At 43.7% G+C, this 24,204-nt stretch carries 20 protein-coding genes and 1 riboswitch; of the genes, 14 read left to right on the forward strand and 6 right to left on the reverse strand.

Translation table 11 applies throughout. The features are described 5' to 3' along the window. The first annotated feature begins 19 nt into the window (after positions 1 to 19). From der to KDW99_RS05950, 4 genes are all read left to right on the forward strand, one after another. Positions 20 to 1,357 (forward strand): ribosome biogenesis GTPase Der, encoded by a 1,338-nt coding sequence (gene der / locus KDW99_RS05935; RefSeq protein ID WP_255828369.1) that lies wholly within the window; start codon positions 20 to 22, stop codon positions 1,355 to 1,357. A gap of 197 nt (positions 1,358 to 1,554) precedes the next feature. Continuing rightward, on the forward strand, positions 1,555 to 2,460 hold the full coding sequence (gene rimK, locus KDW99_RS05940; protein WP_255828370.1) for a 30S ribosomal protein S6--L-glutamate ligase: 906 nt from the start codon (positions 1,555 to 1,557) through the stop codon (positions 2,458 to 2,460). Continuing rightward, positions 2,460 to 3,509 (forward strand): succinylglutamate desuccinylase/aspartoacylase family protein, encoded by a 1,050-nt coding sequence (locus KDW99_RS05945; RefSeq protein ID WP_255828371.1) that lies wholly within the window; start codon positions 2,460 to 2,462, stop codon positions 3,507 to 3,509. Before rimK ends, KDW99_RS05945 begins: the two co-directional genes overlap by 1 nt. A gap of 140 nt (positions 3,510 to 3,649) precedes the next feature. Beyond that, positions 3,650 to 4,258 (forward strand): hypothetical protein, encoded by a 609-nt coding sequence (locus KDW99_RS05950; RefSeq protein ID WP_255828372.1) that lies wholly within the window; start codon positions 3,650 to 3,652, stop codon positions 4,256 to 4,258. An 89-nt stretch (positions 4,259 to 4,347) separates the two neighbouring features. Here the strand turns inward: KDW99_RS05950 and KDW99_RS05955 are convergent, their stop codons facing one another. Both KDW99_RS05955 and KDW99_RS05960 read right to left on the reverse strand, forming a co-directional pair. Continuing rightward, entirely contained in the window at positions 4,348 to 6,588 is a 2,241-nt protein-coding gene (locus tag KDW99_RS05955; protein WP_255828373.1) for a YgiQ family radical SAM protein, read from the reverse strand. Positions 6,589 to 6,736: 148 nt separating this feature from the next. After that, complete coding sequence (locus tag KDW99_RS05960) at positions 6,737 to 7,375, reverse strand: thiopurine S-methyltransferase (protein ID WP_255828374.1); 639 nt, start codon at positions 7,373 to 7,375, stop codon at positions 6,737 to 6,739. A 171-nt stretch (positions 7,376 to 7,546) separates the two neighbouring features. Between KDW99_RS05960 and KDW99_RS05965 the strand changes: the two genes are divergently transcribed. The 4 genes from KDW99_RS05965 to KDW99_RS05980 all read left to right on the forward strand — a co-directional run bounded on the left by KDW99_RS05965 (position 7,547) and on the right by KDW99_RS05980 (position 10,049). Beyond that, entirely contained in the window at positions 7,547 to 7,720 is a 174-nt protein-coding gene (locus tag KDW99_RS05965; RefSeq protein ID WP_255828375.1) for a DUF2496 domain-containing protein, read from the forward strand. A 126-nt stretch (positions 7,721 to 7,846) separates the two neighbouring features. Beyond that, positions 7,847 to 8,206 carry a DUF1304 domain-containing protein gene (locus KDW99_RS05970; protein ID WP_255828376.1) on the forward strand — a complete coding sequence of 120 codons (360 nt, stop codon included), beginning with the start codon at positions 7,847 to 7,849 and terminating at the stop codon, positions 8,204 to 8,206. 25 nt (positions 8,207 to 8,231) lie between these two features. Continuing rightward, a complete protein-coding gene (locus tag KDW99_RS05975) occupies positions 8,232 to 8,765 on the forward strand; it encodes a DinB family protein (RefSeq protein ID WP_255828377.1) in 534 nt (177 codons plus the stop codon). A gap of 42 nt (positions 8,766 to 8,807) precedes the next feature. Beyond that, positions 8,808 to 10,049 carry a leucine-rich repeat-containing protein kinase family protein gene (locus tag KDW99_RS05980; RefSeq protein ID WP_255828378.1) on the forward strand — a complete coding sequence of 414 codons (1,242 nt, stop codon included), beginning with the start codon at positions 8,808 to 8,810 and terminating at the stop codon, positions 10,047 to 10,049. A gap of 120 nt (positions 10,050 to 10,169) precedes the next feature. Here the strand turns inward: KDW99_RS05980 and KDW99_RS05985 are convergent, their stop codons facing one another. After that, entirely contained in the window at positions 10,170 to 10,661 is a 492-nt protein-coding gene (locus KDW99_RS05985) for a 6,7-dimethyl-8-ribityllumazine synthase (protein WP_255828379.1), read from the reverse strand. A 122-nt stretch (positions 10,662 to 10,783) separates the two neighbouring features. Next, a riboswitch (FMN riboswitch) is annotated at positions 10,784 to 10,945 on the reverse strand. 282 nt (positions 10,946 to 11,227) lie between these two features. Between KDW99_RS05985 and KDW99_RS05990 the strand changes: the two genes are divergently transcribed. The 6 genes from KDW99_RS05990 (at position 11,228) to KDW99_RS06015 (ending at position 19,821) form a co-directional block, all read left to right on the forward strand. Next, positions 11,228 to 11,593: an MliC family protein gene (locus KDW99_RS05990; protein WP_255828380.1), complete on the forward strand. Its 366-nt coding sequence runs from the start codon at positions 11,228 to 11,230 to the stop codon at positions 11,591 to 11,593. 119 nt (positions 11,594 to 11,712) lie between these two features. Further along, positions 11,713 to 12,489 carry a precorrin-3B C(17)-methyltransferase gene (cobJ, locus tag KDW99_RS05995; protein ID WP_255828381.1) on the forward strand — a complete coding sequence of 259 codons (777 nt, stop codon included), beginning with the start codon at positions 11,713 to 11,715 and terminating at the stop codon, positions 12,487 to 12,489. Positions 12,490 to 12,537: 48 nt separating this feature from the next. Beyond that, on the forward strand, positions 12,538 to 13,311 hold the full coding sequence (gene cobM, locus KDW99_RS06000; RefSeq protein ID WP_255828382.1) for a precorrin-4 C(11)-methyltransferase: 774 nt from the start codon (positions 12,538 to 12,540) through the stop codon (positions 13,309 to 13,311). Positions 13,312 to 13,350: 39 nt separating this feature from the next. After that, positions 13,351 to 14,433 carry a cobalamin biosynthesis protein CobW gene (gene cobW, locus KDW99_RS06005; RefSeq protein WP_255828383.1) on the forward strand — a complete coding sequence of 361 codons (1,083 nt, stop codon included), beginning with the start codon at positions 13,351 to 13,353 and terminating at the stop codon, positions 14,431 to 14,433. Positions 14,434 to 14,615: 182 nt separating this feature from the next. Continuing rightward, complete coding sequence (gene cobN / locus KDW99_RS06010) at positions 14,616 to 18,488, forward strand: cobaltochelatase subunit CobN (protein ID WP_255828384.1); 3,873 nt, start codon at positions 14,616 to 14,618, stop codon at positions 18,486 to 18,488. 82 nt (positions 18,489 to 18,570) lie between these two features. Next, positions 18,571 to 19,821 carry a sirohydrochlorin chelatase gene (locus tag KDW99_RS06015; protein ID WP_255828385.1) on the forward strand — a complete coding sequence of 417 codons (1,251 nt, stop codon included), beginning with the start codon at positions 18,571 to 18,573 and terminating at the stop codon, positions 19,819 to 19,821. Positions 19,822 to 19,897: 76 nt separating this feature from the next. On the opposite strand, the gene KDW99_RS06020 is transcribed toward KDW99_RS06015, so the two are convergent. The 3 genes from KDW99_RS06020 to KDW99_RS06030 all read right to left on the reverse strand — a co-directional run bounded on the left by KDW99_RS06020 (position 19,898) and on the right by KDW99_RS06030 (position 23,929). Then, on the reverse strand, positions 19,898 to 21,136 hold the full coding sequence (locus tag KDW99_RS06020; RefSeq protein ID WP_255828386.1) for a saccharopine dehydrogenase family protein: 1,239 nt from the start codon (positions 21,134 to 21,136) through the stop codon (positions 19,898 to 19,900). A 36-nt stretch (positions 21,137 to 21,172) separates the two neighbouring features. Beyond that, a complete protein-coding gene (gene nspC, locus KDW99_RS06025) occupies positions 21,173 to 22,270 on the reverse strand; it encodes a carboxynorspermidine decarboxylase (RefSeq protein ID WP_255828387.1) in 1,098 nt (365 codons plus the stop codon). 192 nt (positions 22,271 to 22,462) lie between these two features. After that, positions 22,463 to 23,929: a sensor domain-containing diguanylate cyclase gene (locus tag KDW99_RS06030; RefSeq protein ID WP_255828389.1), complete on the reverse strand. Its 1,467-nt coding sequence runs from the start codon at positions 23,927 to 23,929 to the stop codon at positions 22,463 to 22,465. Positions 23,930 to 24,204 lie beyond the last annotated feature (275 nt).

Genomic DNA, 24,204 nt, shown 5'->3' on the forward strand with positions numbered 1-24,204 from the left:
TATTTTTATAGGTAAAAAAATGATTCCAGTTATTGCATTGGTAGGTAGACCCAATGTTGGCAAATCGACTCTCTTCAATCAATTGACGAGATCCCGTGATGCTTTAGTTGCCGATTATCCAGGGCTAACTCGTGACCGTAAATACGGTGACGGTAAGCTTGGTGAACATGAATTTATTGTCATTGACACTGGTGGTATCAGTGGTGATGAGCAGGGTATAGATGAAAGAATGGCGCGCCAGTCTTTATTGGCAATAGAAGAGGCAGATGCTGTTTTGTTTCTTGTTGATGGTCGTCATGGTTTGAATCCTGCAGACGAAATGATCGCTAATCATTTGCGTCGTTCAAATAAGCCTGTTTCTCTTGTGGTGAATAAGACCGATGGCATCAATGAAGATATCGCGTTGGCGGATTTTTATTCTTTAGGGATGGGTGAACTACATCCTATCGCCGCCTCTCACGGTAAAGGTGTACATGTCCTGATTGATAAGGTGATGCTGCCTTATGCAGAACGCGTTGAGGAAGCTAAGAACCAAATTAGTTTGGAGTCACGTGGTATCCGCATTGGTGTAGTAGGTCGACCAAACGTAGGTAAATCTACATTGGTAAACCGTATGTTAGGTGAAGATCGTGTTGTTGTGTATGACATGCCAGGTACTACGCGCGATAGTGTTTACATTCCTTACGTGCGTCATGATAAAGAATATACTCTTATTGATACGGCAGGTGTGCGTCGTCGTAAACATGTGAAGGAAGCGGTAGAAAAATTTTCTATTGTTAAGACCTTACAGGCTATCCAAGACGCTAACGTAGTTATTGTTGTCATTGACTCCCATGAAGACTTGGTTGAACAAGATCTTCACATGATCGGTTATGTATTAGATGCTGGTCGTGGTGTGGTGTTGGCTATAAATAAATGGGATGGTCTTAAGAAAGACGATCGTGAGCATATCAAGAGTGAAGTTGAGCGTCGTTTGGGATTTGTACCCTATGCGAAAGTTCATTATATATCAGCTTTGCATGGTACTGGCGTTGGTGATTTGTACGATACGATTGAAAGCACTTATGAGTCCTGCTATGCCAAATGGTCAACAAACCGTTTGACAAGAATTCTTGAGGATGCGGTTGCAGAACATCAGCCTCCAATGGTGAATAGTCGTCGAATCAAACTTCGATATGCGCACCAAGGTGGATCGAATCCTCCTCGTATTGTTGTGCATGGAAATCAAACGAGTGCTTTACCAGGTAGTTACAAACGCTACTTAGAGAATAAATTTAGAACGGTGTTGAATATCACCGGAACCCCGATTATTTTTGAATTTAAATCCTCTGAAAACCCGTTTGCACCTAAGAAATAATCGTAATTTCTGTAAGGTCACCTAAAAAATCTCTGAGCACCCTTATTAGATAAAGGGGCTTGGAGATTTTTTTTATGTAAAATGCATGAAATCTCTTTCTAAATATAAGGTTATTTACTATTCTCGCGCCAATGGCGTAAATCTTTTTATAAGCATCGTTTGTACGTTTGCTTTCTTATTTTGTTCAAAGGACATCTATGAAAATCGCAATTCTTTCTCGTAATCCACGACTCTATTCTACTCGTCGATTGGTTGAGGCCGGTGAGCAGCTTGGGCATGAGGTAGATGTAATTGATACGATGCATTGTTATATGGACATTACAAGTAGCAACCCTTCCGTTCGTTACGATGGTAAGCCTCTGCCGAAATATGATGCGGTTATTCCAAGAATTGGCGCATCAGTTACTTTTTATGGAACGGCCGTAGTTAGACAGTTCGAAATGATGGGTACTTACAGTATTAACGAATCTGTTGCGATCAGTCGCTCACGAGATAAGTTAAGATCGTTGCAACTGATGTCGCGTAAGGGCTTGGGGTTGCCTAAGACGGGTTTTGCACATCATCCTGATAAGATAGGTGACTTGCTAAAGAATGTTGGTGGCGCTCCTGTGGTGATTAAACTATTGGAAGGCACGCAAGGAATTGGTGTGGTTTTGGCGGAGTCAAACAAAACGGCAGAATCTATTATTGAAGCTTTCATGGGGCTAAAAGCCAATATCCTAGTACAAGAATATATTAAAGAAGCGGGTGGTGCTGATATCCGCTGCTTGGTGGTGGGTGGCAAAGTAATTGCCGCAATGAAAAGACAAGGTGCAGACGGCGAGTTTCGCTCTAACCTTCATCGTGGTGGAACGGCATCTTTGGTTAAGCTTTCTCCCGAAGAAAGGCGCACAGCAGTAGAAGCGGCAAAAGTAATGGGTTTGAATATGTGCGGTGTTGATATTCTGCGATCCAACAATGGTCCTCTTATTATGGAAGTAAATTCCTCGCCAGGGTTGGAGGGTATCGAATCTGCAACGGGCAAAGACGTGGCTTCTATGATCATAACGCACATTGAAAAAACCGCTTTATTGGGTAGTACAAAAACAAAAGGGAAAGGTTAATGGGTAAAACAGCTTTAACAATTGGTGGCGTTGAGATTCCGTTAGGTGGTACTGCTCGTATAAAACTGCCAATGGTAAAGTTGTATACCGACACGAATATGTCTATGCCGGTGTTTGTAAAACGCGGCAAGCGTTCTGGTCCGACCTTGTTTATTAGTGCTGCGATTCACGGTGATGAATTGAACGGTATCGAGATTATTAGTCGAATCATTCAAAGCAAATATCTTGAGAGCTTAAAGGGCACTTTGATCGCAGTGCCAATTGTTAATGGCTATGGTGTGTTGAGCCAAAGTCGTTATTTGCCTGACCGTCGTGATTTAAATCGCTCTTTTCCTGGCTCCCAGCGTGGCTCGTTAGCAGGGCGTGTGGCGGATCGCTTTTTGAGTGAAATCGTTTCTAAAGCGGATTATGGTATCGATCTTCATACTGGAAGTTTGCATCGCACTAATTTGCCACAGGTGCGCGCGAACCTTGATGATCCTGAAACACTGGAGATTGCCAGAGCTTTTGGCGTCCCTGTTTTAATGAACTCTAACCTTCGTGATGGCTCATTACGTGAATGTGCCAATGATGTAGGAGCCAAGGTTATTCTTTATGAAGCCGGTGAAGCATTGCGTTTTGACGAGCTATCTATAAGAGCGGGAGTGAAGGGGATTGTTGGTGTGATGAGGCACCTTGGAATGTTGCCTAAGTCGCGCAGCAAAAAATCTTTATCTGAGCCAAGAATTGCACGTAACAGTAGTTGGGTAAGAGCGACCGATAGTGGTTTTACGACGCATATAAAAGAGCTAGGCGATCTTGTTGAAGCTGGTGATGTGTTAGCCGAAATTAAAGATCCATATGGTGATATTTTAGATAAAGTCTTGTGTAAAAATGGTGGGATTATCATTGGCAAACAAAATATTCCATTAGTTCAAGAAGGTGACGCTATGTACCATATTGCCCATTTTTCTTCCCCTGACGAAGTAGCTGGCCATGTGGAAAGTATGCAGGATGAATTGATGGACAGAGATGCATCTTTAAACTTAATTGACTATAAATCGTCTTAATTTGTTCATTAATTGCCTTTTTATTATAACTGACATGACATAACTCATAATCAAGAAATGATAGTGTCATCTTATTGTCACACATCGTTTTTTTACTTTTTTTTCATTAAAATCTCGGCATTACAAGCTGAGGTCTTTTCATGTTCATTCTTCGTGGTTTCGTTTATCTTTTTGCTGTCGCAGGCGTTGCGCAGCTCATTTCTTTGGAAGGGTATCAATTACTGTCTGCTGCTGAATACAGTGAGAAAACCCTTACAGAGCATATGCAAGACTTCATGTCTTTTTTTAGTTGTATGTTATTTCTTTACGCGGCACGTGTAGATAAAAAGCTAAACATAGCGGCTACACTTTTAGGCGCTTTGATGGCTATGATGTTTGTCCGTGAATCTGATTCACTGTTAGACCAGTATGTGTTTGATGGGGCTTGGCAAACCATCGTATGTCTTATTTTTGTCTGTGTATTGATTTTTTTATGGGGGCAATTTTCTTCTATTTACGCTTCTTTAAAAGAGTATTCTCTGCAATCAAGCTTTGGTACATTCTTGGCAGGTTTTGTCACTATATTGGCGTTTTCTCGATTGATGGGGCGCGCATCGTTTTGGCAAGCTGTCATGGGAGATTCCTATATGCGCATTGTTAAAAATATAGTAGAAGAGGGGATTGAGACATTAGGTTATACCCTAATCTTTATATCTGCTGTTGAGTTAGTGATAGCCTGTCGTAGGCGTAGTAAATTGTCGAATCGTTAAATGCTAATGGCATAAAAAACGCGTCATATTGGTTTCCCTGCTATTGGGACCATATGACGCGTTTTTTTATACTTATTTTTTTATGAGCCTTACTGCTGACGAGACTTTATTTTAGTCTTACGACGTTTTGCAGGAGTGGCAGTCACGCCGCCGTTGTTGTTTTTACGACGTGCTCTTTCTGCAGCCGCATTCTTTTCCATGGTTGGTCTATTTGAAGTATGAGAAGCGCCTGTCGCTTGGCCAGGTTTGGCTTTTTGAGGGCGACGACGCACCTGTTTATCTTTCTCTTCAGCTGGCACCAGTTTGTTATCACCGTGGCCAATAAGTTCAGGGCGACCCATTTTTATTAAGGTGTTGCGCAGATCCTGCCAGTTGCTTGGATCGTGGTAGCGCAAAAAGCCTTTTTGTACCGTACGTTGCTTGGCATCTTTAGGGGTATAAACGTCTTCACTCTTATAGGTAACCGGTTTTAGTGGGTTCTTGCCAGAGTGATACATGGCCGTTGCTAATGACATGGGCGACGGATAAAAGGTTTGTACTTGGTCTGGTTTGAAATCGTTAGTTTTCAACCATACTGCAAGGTTAAGCATGTCTTCATCTGAGCTACCTGGGTGGGCAGCGATAAAGTAAGGAATCAAATGTTGTTTCTTACCCGCTTCTTTAGAGTATTTATCAAACATGCGCTTGAAGCGATCGTAAGTTCCCATGCCAGGCTTCATCATTTTTGATAGTGTGTCTTTTTCTGAATGCTCTGGTGCTATCTTTAGCAGTCCGCCAACGTGATGGGTGACCAGTTCACGAACGTACTCTGGATCTTCCACAGCAAGGTCATAGCGTAAGCCAGAGGCGATCGAGACAGTATGAATACCTTCAACTGCACGCGTCTTACGGTACAGCTGAGTTGTTGGGCTGTGATCTGTATTCAAATTAGAACAGATGGTCGGGTAAACGCAGGAAAGCTTGCGGCACGACGCTTGTACTTCATCATCGTTACAGTTCAGCGTGTACATGTTAGAGGTAGGCCCGCCAAGGTCTGAAATGTGTCCAGTGAAGCCTGGGACTTTTGCCTTGATATCTTCAATTTCATTCAAAATAGATTCGTGTGAACGAGATTGAATGACGCGCCCTTCGTGTTCGGTTATTGAGCAAAAAGTACATCCACCAAAGCAGCCACGCATGATATTGATTGATGTCTTGATCATGTCATAAGCCGGAATTCGGGCTTTTTTGTATTTTGGGTGGGGCACTCGTGCATAAGGTAAATCAAACACGCCATCCATTTCTGGTGTCTCCAATGGAATTGGTGGTGGGTTTACCCAGATCTCTTTCTTGCCATGCTTTTGAATTAGAGCACGTGCGTTATGCGGATTAGACTCAAGGTGTAAAATACGCGAAGTATGGGCGTATAAAACAGGATCTTTAGATACTTTTTCGAATGATGGTAAACGTATATAGGTTTTTTCCGGATCGAGTTTTTCACCACGACGCAGTGGAGCGGGAATGACTCGAATCGGCATAACATCGGACTCTTCTTCATCCTTAGTTTGGCACTTACCTTCCGGAATGTATTCGTAAGGGCTGTAAATTTGATCGACTTTACCAGGCCAATCTACGCGTGTTGAATCAATTTCCGTATAACCACCAGGCGGCGTATTTCGGACAATGGTTGTGCCGCGAATATTAGTGAGTTCATCAAGGGTTTTGCCCATTGCCATCTGGTGGGTGACTTCAATCATGGCGCGTTCAGCATTGCCGTAAAGTAAAATATCGGCCGTCGAATCGATTAACACTGAGCGACGAACTTCATCACTCCAGTAATCGTATTGAGCAATACGACGAAGACTGGCTTCAATTCCGCCAATCATGACTGGAACATCATGAAACGCTTCTTTACAGCGTTGAGAGTAAACAATAACCGCGCGGTCTGGACGTTTTCCGCCAACACCGTAAGGTGTATAGGCGTCGTCATTACGTACTTTCAAGTCGGCTGTGTAGCGGTTGATCAGGGAGTCCATATTACCAGCGGTAACGCCAAAGTATAGGTTAGGACGACCAAGGCGCATGAAGTCTTCTGTATTGCGCCAATCGGGTTGGTCAATAATACCAACTCGGTAGCCTTGTGCTTCTAATAAGCGACCTAAAACCGCCATACCAAAACTAGGATGATCCACATAAGCGTCACCTGACACTATGATCACATCACAGCTATCCCAGCCAAGAGCATCCATTTCTTCTCTGGTAGTTGGTAGAAAGGGCGAAACGCCATAACACTCAGCCCAATATAATGGGTAAGAAAAGAGTTCTTTGGCGGTTTTATGTCGTTTGATCATTATTTACTCTTGGTATCGGGCGTAATGGTCAGCGGTTTTCTTTGTCATTACGAGGATACATGGATTATCGGTGAAAAATTGTGCCGTATTATCCCAGAAAAAACCTAGGGTAGACAGTCTAATCTAGGTCTATTCAGCCTTATATTATCTAGGGTTGAATGCGCCACACACTTTCCTCAAATATATTGTGTCCTTGCTCTTTATATTGGGGATTCGTCAGAGCTAGGTTTTCTGCAGTAATTTTCTGAATTTTGCTTCCCCATAGTGAGATAACACTGTCTTCATCAACGGAAAATGGAGGTCCTTGCTGATCACCATCGTACTGTAACGAAATCAAAACACCGCAAGCAGATGACGACAAACGCTCAAGAGTGTGAGAAACATACTCAGTCCGCTTTGAATCAGGCATGGCTACCATGGCGGCACGATCGTAGCAGGCATCAAATTCGTTTTCGGTGAATTGAAAATAGTCACCTTCGACAATGCGTAATGGCAATCCGTCAACGGTATGGATTTTTAAGCCGCCATCTTGTTGTGTGTTATAGGCCAGATCGTTATCCCCTAAAAACTGAATCACCGCCAGAGAAGAGAGTTCAACACCTGTGACTTCATAACCTTGCTCGGCTAACCAGATCATATCGTTGGACTTTCCACATAAAGGCACAAGCACTCGGCTGCCTTTGGGTAAAATAGGCCAGAACTCAATTAGTTTCGGATTGACGCCTTCTTGATGAAAGCCAATACGCCCTGTTTTCCATCGATCCAACCAAAATTCATTTGTAATCACGAGAACCTCTTTAAATTAGGCTTGTTTATGTTCTGTGTGTATTGTATTTGTTTTATTTTACGTCGAACAATTCGTAATGCAAAAAGCCATTATAGACGTCAAAAAAGTTTTTTAATTACCTATTTACGCATTTTACACATAGATTGTTGCAGTCTTCTATATGGAGTTTTTATGTCTTTAGACCACGCGCCAGATCATGTTAAGTTGGCAGTTGATCTTATTGAGTTGCTTGAAAGTCACGATATTGAGCCAAGTGTTGCGGTTGGTGCTTTAACAATTGCTCTGCGTGACTTTCAAGCAAAGCTTGAAAAAATCGATGAAGAGCAAGGAAAGCTTGAGAAATGAGATGTAAAGCATGCTTAATAAACTAGACCAAGAAAAAGCAAAATAGTTTCTCGGTGTACTCGTTAAAAGCTCCCGAACTAGGTATAAAATGTTCATTAGATGGAATAAAAATAAGAGGCTATATCTATGGAATTAATTGCAATTATCACTACGGCACTGGTTGCTCTTTTGCATCTGTACATTATGTATATTGAGATGTTTCTTTGGGATAAACCTAAAGGCATGAAAGTATTTGGATTGAAACCAGATTTTGCTAAAGCGAGTAAGGTGTTGGCTGCAAACCAAGGTCTCTACAATGGTTTTCTCGCAGCCGGTTTGTTGTGGGGGTTGTGGCTTGGTGCGGCTGGTTCGCAGGTAACTGTGTTCTTTTTACTTTGCGTTGTTGTTGCTGGCGTTTATGGCGCAATTACGTCAAGTAAAAAGATTTTGTTTGTACAAGGCTTGCCGGGGTTGATTGCTCTAATCGCTGTTTTATTAGCGGCTTAACAAATGCATCAAGAGGACGATGAGGATGTCGGTAAAAGAAAATTTGCAGCTTATGGCGTCTTATAATCAATGGATGAATCTCTCGGTTTATAAGGCTGTTGCTGAGTTGAGCGATGCTGATCTAATTGAAGATAAAGGTGCATTTTTTGGCTCTGTACTCGGTACGCTTAACCATAACCTGGCTGCAGATATTATCTGGTTGAAACGCTTCGCGGATCATTTTTCAGAGCTTTCTAGTCTAGATTTTGTTCGAACGCTAGAGCGACCAGCCACGCTGAATACTCAGTTGTTCGATGATCTACTCTTACTTCAAAGTCAGCGATTTCGGCTAGATCAGTTAATTATAGACATGATGAATGAGATAACAGATGAGATGCTGTCATCGGCCCTAATGTACAAAAATATGAAGGGCATCGAGCACTCGCAAAGGTTTGGTTTCACTTTGCAGCATTTTTTTAATCATCAGACTCATCATAGGGGCCAGATAACCACTTTACTTTCCCAAATGGGGATTGATGTTGGTGCGACAGACTTAATCATCACCATTCCACCTATGTAATTGTTATAATACGCATAAATTTTATTTAGAAAGAGTTCTATTTTGCACACACTTGACCAACTTAATCGTGGAGAGTTGAAAGGCGTTACTCGCCTACAGCTATCCGAAAATTTAAGCGTTTTTCCCGAGGCTATCTTTGACCTCGCCGACAGCCTAGAAATTTTGGATCTATCTAATAACAAATTACGTGAGCTGCCAGCGGATTTATCACGTCTTAAAAAGCTGCGTATACTTTTTTGCTCAAACAATCGCTTTACTCAATTGCCTGAGGTTTTAGGTCAGTGTGAAAAATTGGAGATGATTGGTTTCAAAAGTAACCAAATTACTACTGTTTCTTCGGATTCGTTACCAACATTGACTCGTTGGTTGATTCTTACGGATAACAAATTAACCTCTTTACCTGACGACTTTGGAAGATTGACGCGACTGCAAAAGCTGGCATTGGCTGGGAATCGCTTAACCGCTCTTCCTGATTCCATTAAGGAATGTCGTAAACTGGAGTTGGTTAGATTATCGGCCAATAAGTTGATAGCTTTCCCTGATGCGTTGTTAGCCTTGCCACGCTTGGCTTGGTTGGCCTTCTCTGGTAATCCATTTTGTGCTCAACGTGATCCGCACAATGAATTTAAAACCGTATTTTTTCGCGATTTAGAGTTACATCAAGTGTTAGGGCAGGGCGCATCAGGCGTTATTTCTCGCGCTACTTGGTGGGAGAATAGCTTTAATTTCTCAGATTCGGTCGCTGTAAAAGTGTTTAAAGGTGATGTGACTAGCGATGGTTATCCCGAGGATGAGCTTGATGCATGCCTTGCTGTTGGAAGCCACAATAATCTGGTTCAACCGCTTGCCAAGGTGACAGAAGATGATTGCTCGGCGCTCGTGATGGAGTTGATTCCAGCGCATTATACGAATTTAGGTCAACCCCCTAGTCTTGAGTCTTGTACGCGGGATACGTTTGTGGAGGATCAACAATTCTCTATTGATAAAATTGTTCGCATTATTCAGCAAGTGGATCAACTGATCGCGCACTTTTGTGAGAAAAAAGTCAGCCATGGTGATCTTTATGCCCACAATACTTTGATCAATGATAACGGACATGTATTGTTTGGGGATTTCGGTGCAGCATCAAAATATGCCAATTTGTCTCTACAACAGCAGCAAGGAATTGAACGAATAGAGCGACGAGCTTTAGGCTTTTTTATCGACGATATGTTGGGGTTGTGTATTGAAGAGGATAAAAATAGTGACCTTTATCAATCGCTTCGCTCTCATGCTTTTTCTTAGGGCTCATGCCTGTTCTTATAGGTGCTAGAGTTGTTTCGGTTATAGCTAAGACAAAAAAAACGACTCGAATCCTGAGATAAGAGCCGTTTTTTTAGCTTCAGTTCTTTCTACATCAAACGCTTAAAGCATTTGCTTCGCTTTTTCTGTTAAGCGCATAGTTTGATCGCAAGCATTCGCCAGCTCCATGCCTTTTTTAACAAAATGACGGCTGAAATATTCTTTATGCTCGTCGTGCTCATGGAAGTTGTGAGGCGTTAGTACTGCGGTTAAAACAGGTACTTCCGTTTCCAATTGAACTTGCATTAATGCATTGCAAATTGCCTGAGCCACAAAATCGTGGCGATAAATGCCACCGTCTACAACCAGTGCTGTTCCAGCGATAGCGGAATATTGTCCACTTTTCGCCAGCAGTTTTGCTTGTAATGGGATTTCGTAGCCGCCAGGCACAGGAATGACGTCAATTAAAGACGCGTCATAGCCGCGAGAGATGAGTTCGTTTTTAAAGCCGTCAACGCAATTCATTACAATATCTTCGTGCCAAGAAGCATGAAGAATAGCAATGCGTTTAGTAGCTGGAGTGAAATCTATGTTATTCGTTGAGCTCTGATTCATTTTTTAATCCTAAAATATCTAAGGTGAATCAGGGCGAACGGGCAGGCAAATACGCCATTTTTAAATGGCATACCTTTAATACGGCAAAGCAAAATGCACTATGCCAATAGAGGTCTTGTCTGACGCGCTCTCTATCATCCGGACTATAACCGTCGGCTCTGGAATCACACCAGATCTGCTGACCCTAAAAGAAAGGCTTCTTAAAGGCGCTCGCGGGCTTAAATTTTACTTTACGTAAAGTCTTTACCGCCGGTGGGGAATTACACCCCGCCCCGAGAACGAAGTCGGATAAATCCGACTAGTGGAATATACTCGTTTTTATTGACGGCTGTCAAAGTGTCCATTGCCTTCAATTGTGTTGATTTTGTGACTACTCAGTTACTGAACATTACTCAAAGGTGCTTAGGTAACAAAAAGTAACTAATAAATTACATCGCTCAGTAGAGCTTATTATCTGGCTCGATATACTATGAACTGATAATATCTGAGGTGTTATCTGTGATGACCTTTTGGTCAGGAATGGAAAAAATTGGACCATTAAAGTTTTAGAATGGAGTCTCATACTAGTGCAAATTAAAAAGCTACTTCTACAAGGTGTCTTGGTCGGTACTTTTTTAGTGGGGTTAACGGCTTGTAGCTCTATGAATGAAGGCGTCGCGCCTACAGATAGTGCGAACGAGATAGAGGACATAGACCAAACCAATTCCGCTGATTATATTTGTGAAAACTCGCCTTTAAATATATTTTTCCATGCCGAGCAAGCCAAATTAACTTGGCAAGATCAAAGCTATGTATTGACTCATGCAATCAGTGCATCTGGTGCATTTTATCTGGGCGAAGGCCTGTCTTTTTGGATTCATGGTGCTGAGGCTGAGTTAGAATTCAATGGTGCCGACAAAAGCCATTGTCGCCTTGTTCGCGTTAAATCGTAATTCCATTACCTGAACATTGCTCACTTTAAATAGTGGTGTTTTCATCCCGTCATATTTGCAATCCGTGTACAATGGCATCATTCGCGCCCTATGGCGCTTGATTATATTGTAGAGAGTGCATGAGTAAGTTATTTGTAATGGGTATGGGGCCAGGTGATTTAGGTTTGGTCGCGCCAAATGCCACCAAGGCATTGGCCGCTTGTAGCGATTGGGTGGCTTACGGCTATTACTTGGATTTATTGGGTGAACTTAGTGACGGTAAAACCTTTCATAACCTGCCTTTAGGTGAAGAAATAGGTCGTGCGCGCTTGGCGCTTGATTTGGCTGCGCAAGGCAAAACTACCGCATTAATTTCCAGTGGTGATATTGGCATATATGCCATGGCGACGTTAGTGTTTGAATTGCTGGATATGCAACTGCAAGGCAAAGAAAACCATCCGGAATGGCTAGATGTCGATATTGAAGTTATCCCCGGTATTTCAGCCATGCAGGCCGGTGCAAGTCGTGTTGGCGCCATGCTGGGTCACGATTTCTGTACTATTTCACTTTCCGATTTATTAACCCCTTGGGAAACCATCGATAAACGCTTGCACGCTTGTGGCGCGGGTGATTTTGTCGTGTCGTTTTATAACCCTGTTTCAAAGAAAAGAGATTGGCAACTTAACCACGCTCGTGATGTCCTATTGCAATATCGTCCAGCCAGCACACCTGTGATGATTGGGCGTCAATTAACACGCCCTGAAGAAGATATTACTTTTACGACACTGGGTGAATTAGACGCAAAAGATGTGGATATGTTCACCATGGTTAGCGTTGGGAACTCCGACACCAAACACATAGTTAATGGTGATAAGAATTGGATTTATACGCCGCGCGGCTACTCTAAAAAGCTTTAGAGCTATTCTAAAAAGCTTTAGCTTTTTTATAAAAGGTAAGTGAAAAAAATGACAGTGTATTTTATTGGCGCAGGCCCTGGTGATCCAGATTTGATGACAGTGAAAGCGGTCAAAACCATGGAGCGCTGCCCGATTGTTCTTTATGCCGGTTCCTTGATTCCATCACAGGTGATCGATAGTGTCCGTGGTACAGCCGAAGCGATTTATGATACAGCCGAAATGAATCTAGATGAAACCACCGCAGTCATCGCAAAAGCGGCTCAAGAAGGCAAAGACGTTGCACGTTTACAGTCTGGTGACCCTGCTTTATATGGTGCGATTGGCGAGCAAATTCGTCGTTTAGAAGCGTTAGATATTGATTATGAAGTGATTCCTGGTGTTAGTGCTGTGGCGGCATCGGCTGCGTTATTGCGCAAAGAATTGACCTTATCGGGCGTCTCTCAAACCGTTATTATGACGCGCTATGAAGGCAAAACACCTTTCCCAGAACGGGAGCGTTTGCCAGCCTTGGCGCAAAGTGGCGCGACGTTAGCGATTCATCTTGGTATTACTCGTATCCATAAAATCGTTGAAGAACTCATTCCTCATTATGGTGAAGATTGTCCTGTTGCTGTGTGTTATCGCACCAGTTGGCCGGATCAAGATTATGTTGTGGGAACTTTAGCGGATATTGTTGCCAAAGTAAGAGAGAAAAAATTTACTCGTACCAGTTTGATATTGGTCGGGAAGGTATTAGACACAGAAGATTTCGCGGATTCCTATTTATACGATAAAGGACAGGCGCACATTTTTCGTAAAATACATAAGTCTAAGAAAGCATAAATTTAAAAATACTATCCCTAAAAGTAAGAAGGATGAATCATGCAGTTGAATAAAATTCCAACAACAATTGTGACTGGCTTTTTGGGCAGTGGTAAAACAACTTTATTATCCAATGTGCTAAAGCAAGCGGCAGGCAAACGTATCGCCGTGATCGTTAATGAATTTGGTGAGCTAGACATAGATTCCGATCTATTGCGCTCTTGTCCACTTGATTGCCCAGAAGGGGTGGAAGAGGGGAGCCAACGCAGTGATGATGGCTTTTACGAATTGGCGAACGGCTGTATTTGCTGCACGGTAGAAGAAGAGTTTTTACCTGTCATGCAGCAGCTTGTTGCTCGCCGTGGTGATATTGATCATATCTTGATTGAAACCAGTGGATTGGCGTTACCAAAACCTTTGGTGCAAGCCTTTAATTGGCCGGGCATTAAAGAGCATTGCACGGTCGATGCGGTGATTACCGTGGTGGATGGTGAGGCTGTGGCTGCAGGCCGTTTTGCTCATGACGAAGACAAAGTACAGGCTCAGCGCCAAGCGGACGACAGTCTGGATCATGATCCTAGCTTGCAGGAATTATTAGACGATCAGCTAAGCGCGGCAGACTTGGTAGTGGTTAGTAAAAACGACTTACTCAACGACGAAGAACGTTCTCGCGTGCAAGCGATTATTGCTCACCAAGTACCAAACACAGTCAAAACGGTCTACATCGAAAACGGTGAAGCGGCATTGGATGTCTTGTTAGGCATTGACGCTGCAACGGAAAGTCGTATCGACGACGTGCATAATCACCACGATCATCATCATGCTCATGGCGAGCATCACGACCATGCCCATGATCACTTTGACTCTTTTGTGGTGACCTTAGGTGAAGTTCAGTCTGATCTTTTACAAGAAACCCTGGCGCAACTGGTCGAAGAGCACAACATCTTCCGCGTAAAAGGCTTTGCTGCCGTTCATGGCAAGCCGATGCGCCAAGTGTTTCAAGTAGTAGGAACGCGTTTAGATCGTTATTTTGATCGTTTGTGGCTACCAGAAGAAGTGCGCAAAACGCAGTTGGTATTTATCGGCAAAGGCATTAGTAAAGAGCAGGTTGAGAATGTATTACATGATGCTTTGAGTGCTTGATCACGGCTACTGCGCTTGCCAATACTTTGTTAAAAATAGACTCGAATTGCTCATTTATAACTATAAACTCCGCTTTCTCGTCTATTTTCGCCTCGTCTTGGCTTCGCTCGTAACACCGTGAATAAATGTCGAATAACCTAATAACTAGATTGATTTAGTAAAAGAACGTAATTGGAGAAACCGTGCACTTATTAGCAGCCAAACCGGGTGGCTTTGTTGACGACGAAGGGATTGTCGATCTTGGGCAATCCCCAGCCGACTTAGTTATTTTGGCCGCGGCGGATAGTGTACTTGGTGCGCTGGGTAGTGCTTTAGATCAATTATCTATTGATGCAAAGGCACTACCTTCTGTTCGCCTTGCTAATTGGATGCAGTTGGTCAAACCCGCTGCTTACGATTTATACGAGCACAAGGTGCTTGATCATGCCAAGGTCGTTGTTGTCTCACTACTGGGTGGTGAACATTATTGGGAGTATGGCTTTCTGCGCTTGCAAGAATGGGCGCAAGCCAAAGCGGGTCGTACCTTAATTGTCGTGCCTGGGGATGACTCGCAAGACCCTTCGTTAACGAGTGTTTCTACCGCAAAGCCAGAAGACTGCTATCGAGTGTGGCGTTATCTACGGGAAAGTGGTCAAGCAAACTCTCAACAATTATTCTATTTCCTCACGGATCGTTACTTCGGTACATCTTGTCCTTGGCAAGAGCCTGCTCCTTTACCGAGCGCCTTGATTTATCATGCCGGTCATTCTTCTGGTTTTGCCCAGTGGCAGAAGCACTATGCCGATGAATTAATTCAGGGCTCTCCGGTCGCCATCTTGGCGTTCTATCGTTCACATCTACAAAGCGGCAACACTGCCATGTTTGATGGCTTGATCGAGATATTAGAGCAGGAAGGCTTAGTGCCGCTTGCCGTAGCGGTAAGTTCACTAAAAGACGATGTATCGGTGGGTTTGATCGAATCGTTAGTGGAACGCACTCAAGCTAAGGTGATTTTAAACACCACAGGTTTCGCTGCCAATCGTGTGGGCAGCCCAGATTTAGCCTCGGAGCCAACGGATTTTCAATCTGCGTTCGCGTCGCCTATTCCGGTTTTACAGTTGATTCTTTCTGGTAGTACCGAAGAGGATTGGCAAGGACAAACTCAAGGCCTTCGCAGTCGTGATGTCGCCATGCAAATCGTCTTGCCAGAAATGGACGGACGTATTATTACCCGCGCGGTGAGTTTTAAAGCGTTAAGTCATTACAACGACATTGCTCAAGTGGATTTGGTGCGTTACGAATTACAGGAAGAGCGTGCATGTTTTGTTGCTCAACTTGCCAAGCGTTTTGCTAATTTAGCTAGCAAACCAAATCATGAAAAACGTATCGCCTTTGTGTTAGCAAACTACCCAACCAAAGATGGTCGTATTGGTAACGGCGTTGGTTTGGATACACCGGCCTCGACGGTGAATCTATTAAAAGCCTTAGAAGCGGCGGGTTATCCGATTGCGAATATTCCCGATCACGGTAACGCCTTGATTGAAGAATTACTCGGCGCAGTGACCAATAATCCCAACACCTTGCATGAGCGCGGTTGCTGGCAAAGCCTCGCTTTAGAAGACTACTTACATTATTTCTATCAGTTGCCGTTGGAATGCCAGAACGCGGTTTGGGATCGCTGGGGGCCGCCAGAAGACGATCATAAATGCCGCGAGCAAAATGGCCAGCGACGCATCATGTTGGCAGGCATTCGGCTTGGCGAAACCTTTGTTGGTATTCAGCCGGCCCGTGGTTTTAATTTAGATTTGGCAGCGAATTATCATGACCCAGATTTGATTCCGCCTCACAGCTATTTGGCTTTTTACTTTTGGTTGCGTCACGTCTACAAAGTCGATGCCTTTGTTCATGTGGGGAAACATGGCAACCTTGAATGGTTACCGGGTAAAGGCACGGCTTTGTCTGCCTCTTGTTGGCCGGATATTGCTTTGGGTCCGATGCCGCATTTTTATCCTTTTATTGTGAATGACCCAGGTGAGGGCGCGCAGGCAAAACGCCGTACGCAAGCTGTGATTATTGATCATCTTATGCCGCCCATGACCCGTGCTGAAACCTATGGCGACATGGCCGAGCTAGAAAATTTAGTCGATGAATATTACCAAGCCATGGGCATGGATGTACGCCGTGAAACCTGGCTACGTGAGCAGATTCTTGAAAAGGTCCAAACCACGCATCTGCTTGAAGAGCTGACAGGAGTGCAAGCGGACAATGATGACTCTGTACTGGAAGGGTTAGATACCTATTTATGTGAGATAAAAGAAGCGCAAATCCGCCATGGTTTGCATCGTCTAGGAGAATTGCCCGAAGACGATAAACTTGCCGATACGCTAGTAGCTTTGTTGCGTTTGCCTCGCGGTAGTGAGGTTTCCAGTCAAGGCATTCTACACGTCTTGGTTAAAGACTTGTCGCTGGAACAAGACGATTTTGATCCGATGAAAAGTGAGCGAGCGCCTTGGCTAGGTAATAAGCCTGAGCTTTTACAATCAGTAAGCGAACTAGCGTGGCGCAGCCATGCAGACACCAAGGAACGCTTAGAGTTATTGGCTAAATCACTGGTTTTGAGTCATTTGATTGGCGAAGACTCCACTGACGAGTTAGCAACAAAACTCCCTCAAACCGCCGTGTTATTGGCGCACAGTAAAAAACGCTTATTGGTTGCTTTGCAGCAAAGTGCTCATGATGAAATTCAGGCGTTAATAACAGGATTGGCTGGTGGTTTTATTCCCCCAGGCCCAAGCGGCGCCCCGACACGTGGCCGACTTGATACCTTGCCTACCGGACGGAACTTTTTTTCTGTGGATAATCGCGCTATTCCATCGCCTGCAGCTTGGGCTATTGGTCAGCAATCGGCCGAAGCACTGATTCAACGACACTTACAAGAACATGGTGATTATCCGAAAGATTTAGGTTTGTCCGTGTGGGGAACTGCTACCATGCGAACGGGCGGCGATGATATTGCTCAAGCTTTTGCACTGATGGGTATTCGTCCGATTTGGGCGCCGGGATCAAACCGTGTGACGGATTTTGAAATTCTTTCCTGCATGCAATTAGGTCGTCCACGAGTGGATGTGACTTTGCGTGTCTCAGGTTTTTTCCGTGATGCGTTTGCCAACGTCATGCGGCTCTATGATGCGGCCGTACAAGCCATTGCGGCATATCAAGAGCCGGGAACGGGCAACGTGATTCGCGCCAATGTGGAAGCGAGAAAAAGTAAACTACTTGCTCAAGGTATGAATGAAGCTGAGGCGAATCGCCAAGCGACTTATCGTGTATTCGGCAGTAAACCTGGGGCTTATGGCGCGGGTTTACAAGGCTTGATTGATGAGCGTTGTTGGGACACCAAAGCGGATCTTGCCGAAGCCTATGTGAACTGGGGCGGCTATGCTTATGGCTCTTATAGCGATAACGCTGATGATAATCATAACAAGGGGGATGGCGAAGGCGTCGAAGCAAAAGCGGCTTTTATTGAGCGTTTGTCACAACTGGATGCGGTTGTGCAAAACCAAGACAATCGCGAGCACGACATTCTCGATTCAGACGATTATTATCAGTTCCAAGGCGGCATGACCAACGCTGTTACCGAGTTTAGTGGTCAAGCGCCGAGCGTTTATCATAGTGATCACTCTAACCCGAGTTCGCCAAAAATTCGTACCTTAAAAGAAGAGCTTAATCGTGTGGTGCGCTCACGAGTATTAAACCCGAAATGGATCGACGCCATGCAAACCCATGGCTATAAAGGTGCGTTTGAAATGACCGCCACCGTGGATTATTTATTCGCCTACGATGCGACAACCGATCTGGTGGCGGATTATCAATATGAGCAAGTGACCGATCGATTGTTGCTTGATCCAGACAACCAAGCTTTTATGCGCGATAATAACCCCCACGCGCTAGAAGAAATGGGTGAGCGCTTATTAGAAGCCATCCAGCGTGGCATGTGGCAAAATGCCGATGTGCACCGAGAAAAAATTCAATCCTTGTTGCTTGATTTAGATCAGCAACAAGAACAACGTCAGTGATCTTGGGCAGAAGATCTCTTGTAACCTTGCTGGTTGTATTTAGACTAACAACTAGCTGTGACGAATAAAGTAGAGAGAAATGATGAGTAATAAAGAACAGGCCAAAAAGGGCATTATGATTTGTGGTCACGGCAGCCGTGATAAAGACGCGGAGCGTGAATTTGGCCTAGTGGCAAAAGGACTTAAAGCGCGTTATCCCGACCTTCCTGTTGAATACGGTTTTCTAGAATTTTCTGCGCCGAATATTCACATGGGCTTAAACAGTTTGGTCGACCAAGGGGTAGAAGAAATATACGCGGTGCCAGGCATGTTATTTGCGGCTACCCATGCGAAAAATGACATTCCCTCTGTTTTGACCACATACGAAGAAAAACACCCTGGGTTAAAAGTCACTTATGGGCGCGAATTAGGCCTGCAAGATGACATGATCGAAGCGTTCCAAGCGCGTATTTATGAATCGCTTGGTTTAGATCCAGAAAATCCACCAGAGAATCTATATGACACCATGTTGGTGGTGGTTGGTCGTGGTACGTCTGATACCTCTGCCAATGCCGAAGCGGCTAAGCTAACGCGTATCGTTAACGAAAACATGGGCTTTGGTTGGGCGGACACCGTTTATTCCGGTGTGACTTACCCATCAGTTGGTGTGGGCCTTGAAAAGCTTATGAAGCTTGGCTTTAAACGCATTGTCGTTGCGCCATATTTCTTGTTTACGGGTCGATTGATCAAGCGTATACAAGGTTATGTTGATAAAGTTGCCCAAGAAAACCCAAGCATTGACTTCATTCAAACGCCTTACTTGAATGACCACCCTCGTGTGATCGACGCTTTTCAAAACCGTGTCGAAGAGATCATGCAGGGCGAATTACAAACTGGCGAAGAAACCTTGATGAACTCTTTTAAGCGTCGCCTTGCAGCGGGTGAAGTGGATGTCCATCATCACCATGCCGAATTTGTTGATCCACAAGATGATACTCAAGGCTTATCGGAATTCGATACCAAACACTTTACTAACCTAGTTCAAGCGCTAGATCATGCGGATCATGGGCACTCATTAGTGTTGAAACATCATGACCACGGTCACTCCCATGATAATAGTCATGGACACTCTCATAGTCATGGACACTCTCATAGTCATGGTCATTCACACGATCATTCCCATGGTCACAGTCATGGTGTGTACAAGCACATCGGTCACCCAATGGGGCCGCGTACCATGATCGGTGAGGGTATTTGTTGCTGCTTTATGGGGCAGTTTACTGATGAAATTTTGGAAGAAGAGAAAGATAAAATCGACGGTGATTGCACTAAAACGGCGTTTGCTCATAGGTAGCAAAGCGTTTTTGAAAGTAAAAAAACCAGAGTTTCAGGCTCTGGTTTTTTTTTAGTTGCCAATCTTAAATTAGCAATTAAAACGTGAAAGGGTGGTCACCTGTTTCGTCTTTAATGCGAGTCGGCAAGCCCATTTCGTTTAATAAACCTAAGAAAGGTCTTGGGTCAAGCTGCTCTACGTTGCGCATTTCTTTTGCATCCCAAGTGCCATTAGCAACTAGGATGGCAGCAGCAACTGGTGGAACGCCAGCGGTGTAAGAGATACCTTGGCTACCCACTTCGTTGTAAGCGTCTTTGTGGTCCGCTACGTTGTAGATAAATACTTCTCTTTCTTTGCCGTCTTTGATGCCTTTAACAACATCACCGATACAAGTCTTACCTGTGTACTCAGGAGCAAGGGAAGACGGATCAGGAAGCACGGCTTTAACGACTTTAAGCGGTACAACTTCTAAGCCTTCTGCCGTTTTAACTGGCTGTTCAGACAACAGTCCTAGGCTTTGTAATACAGTAAATACGTTGATGTAATGCTCACCAAAACCCATCCAAAAACGTACGTTTGGTACATTTAAGTTTTGAGAAATCGAATGTACTTCGTCATGGCCGCTCATGTAAGACGTTTGCTTTCCTACTACAGGCAGGTCATCTGTACGACTTACTTCAAACATCTTGTTGACGTTCCATTCGCGATTCTGCCATGAGTACACAACACCGGTAAATTCACGGAAGTTGATCTCAGGGTCGAAGTTAGTCGCGAAATATTTGCCGTGGCTACCCGCGTTGATATCAATGATGTCGATATCACTTACGCTGTCGAAGTAATGGTTATAGGCAAGTGCTGCGTAGGCATTTACAACACCTGGATCAAAGCCCACACCTAGAATGGCGGTGATGCCTTTTTCTTTACAAGCGTCGCGACGTTTCCATTCGTAGTTGGCGTACCAAGGTGGTGTTTCACAAATTTTTGCTGGGTCTTCATGGATAGCAGTATCCAAGTAAGCTGCTCCCGTTTCCATACAAGCTTCAAGAACAGACATATTGATAAACGCTGAACCAACGTTAATAACAATCTGGGATTCTGTTTCTTGAATCAGTTTAACGGTAGCTGGCACATCAAGAGCGTTTAGGGCGAATGCTTGAATGCGGCCCTCTACTTTCATGCTGCCTTTGTCGAGGACACTGGCTACAATATCGTCGCATTTCGAAACGCTGCGTGAAGCAATTGCGATATTGCCCAGTGTGTCATTGTGTTGGGCGCATTTGTGTGCCACAACTTGTGCCACGCCTCCGCCGCCAATAATGAGAACATTTTTTTTCATGGTAGTGCTTTCTCCAAAGTAGTAATCGAAGCAGAATTAAGACAAGTTCTGCTCAAAATCGTGGTAACCGAATTCCCTAACAAGTTCGATGCTGCCATCCAATTGGCGTATGGCAATAGACGGCATCTTAACACCGTTAAACCAGTTCTTCTTCACCATGGTGTAACCCGCTGCGTCTTGGAAAGACAGGCGGTCACCCACTTGCAGTGTTTTATCAAATTTAAATTCGCCGAAAATATCCCCAGCCAAACAGGACTTCCCACAAATCATGTATTCATGTTCGCCATCACAAGGTGCCATTTTAGCATTTTCACGATAGATCAGCAGATCCAGCATGTGAGCTTCGATGGAGCTATCAACGACCGCTAAATTCTTACCGTTGAACAATGTGTCTAGTACGGTCACTTCTAATGTGGTGCTTTTGGTGATACTGGCTTCACCTGGTTCTAAATAGACCTGAATGTCGTATTTTTCAGCAAACGCTTTTAAACGTTGGCAGAATTTATCAATTGGGTAGTCATCACCAGTAAAGTGAATACCGCCACCAAGGCTGATCCATTTTACTTGTTGAATCAAATGACCAAAACGTTCTTCGATAAGGTTTAGCATCTCATCAAAGCGTTCAAAGCTGTTGTTCTCACAATTATTGTGGAACATAAAACCAGAGATATCGTTAATAACTGTTTCGATTTTTTCCGGATCCCATTCGCCAAGACGGCTAAAAGGCCTAGCTGGATCGGCAATCAAAAACTCAGAGGTACTGACTTGTGGGTTAACACGTAAACCACGAGTCTTGTCTTTACTGGCTTCTTTAAAACGATTGAACTGTCCAATGGAGTTGAAAATGATTTTGTCTGAGTGATCCAACACTTCTGCTATTTCATCGTCTGAATAGGCGACGCTGTAAGCATGTGTTTCACCTTTAAATTTGGTTTTTCCCAGTTTGACTTCGTACAGGGAAGAAGACGTGGTGCCATCCATGTAGTCTTGCATTAGGTCAAATACAGACCATGTCGCAAAGCACTTAAGAGCTAACAAAGACTTGGCTCCGGACTGTTGGCGCACATAAGCGATCTTCTCTAGGTTCTTCAGAAGAGCCGCTTTATCAATAAGGTAATAAGGTGTCTTGATCATGGCAACAGGCCTGTCCGTAAAAAGGCGTATTCTAGTGCAAAGACGGGGCGTTTTTCTACCGCGTGGACTGTCTTTTTTAATTGAATCTTGAATTGTTCCTTTTATGCGATTTTTTCGAGCCTTTGTATTCTACCTCATTGAGTTTTTGTGAACGGTGAAATAGAAGGCTTAATAGTAAATTTTGAGGTCCGTTTATCCAAGCATAACCTTGTTTCGGCCAGTTTGTTTTGCGTGATACAAGGCCCTGTCAGCGGCGTCAAAGGCATCGTTAGCCTGAGTTGAAGTGTCTTCAATTATAGTAAAGCCAATCGAAACTGAATAATTTATGCTTTTTCCTTGGTGACTGTATGGTATTTGGTTTACTTGTCGACATAAGGTTTCTAATTGATTCTGGGCGATACTTTGATTTGTATCTGGCATGACAATAGCAAATTCTTCGCCGCCGATGCGGGCAAGAACATTTGGTGGGCGTATCAGTTGGCTACAAAGCTGAGCAAAGTGAGTCAGTATGCTATCTCCAACATTGTGTCCGTATTGATCATTGATTTTCTTGAAAAAATCAATGTCGAGCATCGCCAAGATGAAGGGCTGTTGATCGCGGGTAAATTGTTCAAACTGAGCCCTGATAATACCTTGGAGTTTACGACGATTTATCAAGCCAGTGAGCGAGTCCGTAGTGGCTTCTAGGAGTAGTCGTTCTTCGTCGATTTTTCTTTGAGTGATATCCCAATAAATACCGGCAATGGTGTGGTTTAATTTTGTTTCATTTTTAATCGCATTACAGGAAACTTCTATCCAGCGATATTCACCATCCGAACGCATGATTTTTAGATCATAGCGAAGTGTCGGTGTTGAAGATGTTAAGAAGTCTTTAGCCGTTTTAAGGAAAGGTTTTCTATGCTCTGGATGAATGCGTTTAAGCCATTGCTTGAAGGTAAATAATTGACGGCTAGCGATTTTTTTATTTGGGTTCAGCACTTCAGAAGTACACCAAAAGTGGCCTCGTCGGCTGTCCAATTCCCAACTACTACAGGAAAGGTTTTCTTTTAGAATATCAAGCTGGTGTTGTTTTGTTCTGTGATTGTCACGGACAATAGCGCTGGAAATAAAGTAGCTGGCGGTTCTGAGTAGCGTAATATCATTAGCTGACCAGCTGTATTCTCTTTCGCAGTCGTCGAGACCCAGTGTCCCCCACCATTGGTTCTCGATGATAATCGGTATGGTCAGCATGGACTTTATTTTCTGACTACGAAGGTGGTTTTTTAGCCATGCATCAGGCAGTTTCTCTGTGACGACACTTTGATACTCGCCTTTTTGTCGGCTTTTAATTAAAGAGATGTATTCAGGTTCAATCAGTGGAGATTTAAAGTGGTTGAAATGGGGTAAACCGATTTGCTTATATTTTTTATCTGAATACCATTCGAATGCATAGTCTTGAATAATGAAATCATTTTGAACATCTAAGGTTTGAAAAATCCATACGCGACTAACGGTGGTTGCTCTTCCTAGTTCGGCCAAGAGCTTATTGATGCCTTCTAGCCATCCTTGCCCGGTCATCAAGTCTTCGGCGCTATGTAAAATAGCAGCAAGGATATCATTACCAAGACTTGTGACTTTTTCGTCGCCAAGCTTATTTAGATCGCCTGTATTGATTGCCATTCTAGAAAAGTGTCACCTTGTATCATCAGTAGGAAATAGCAGTATAGGTTTTTTCTGTCGGAAAAAGTATTTTACTCGGCTTTTCTTAACGCTTGCCATGCTTTTTGTGGTCTTTTAATTAGATGGGTGGGCTTTATTGCGGCATTAATCATACATTCAGCGTTAGGAAAGTGCTTTTCAATTTTTGAAAACAAGGTACTCTTATCTCCAATATTTTTTGTCCCTAGGGATGCTGCTTTGCAACAAGAATAGCAGTACTGAATTTTGTTTACTGT

Source organism: Marinomonas rhizomae, from assembly GCF_024397855.1.
GTDB classification, from domain to species: domain Bacteria; phylum Pseudomonadota; class Gammaproteobacteria; order Pseudomonadales; family Marinomonadaceae; genus Marinomonas; species Marinomonas rhizomae_A.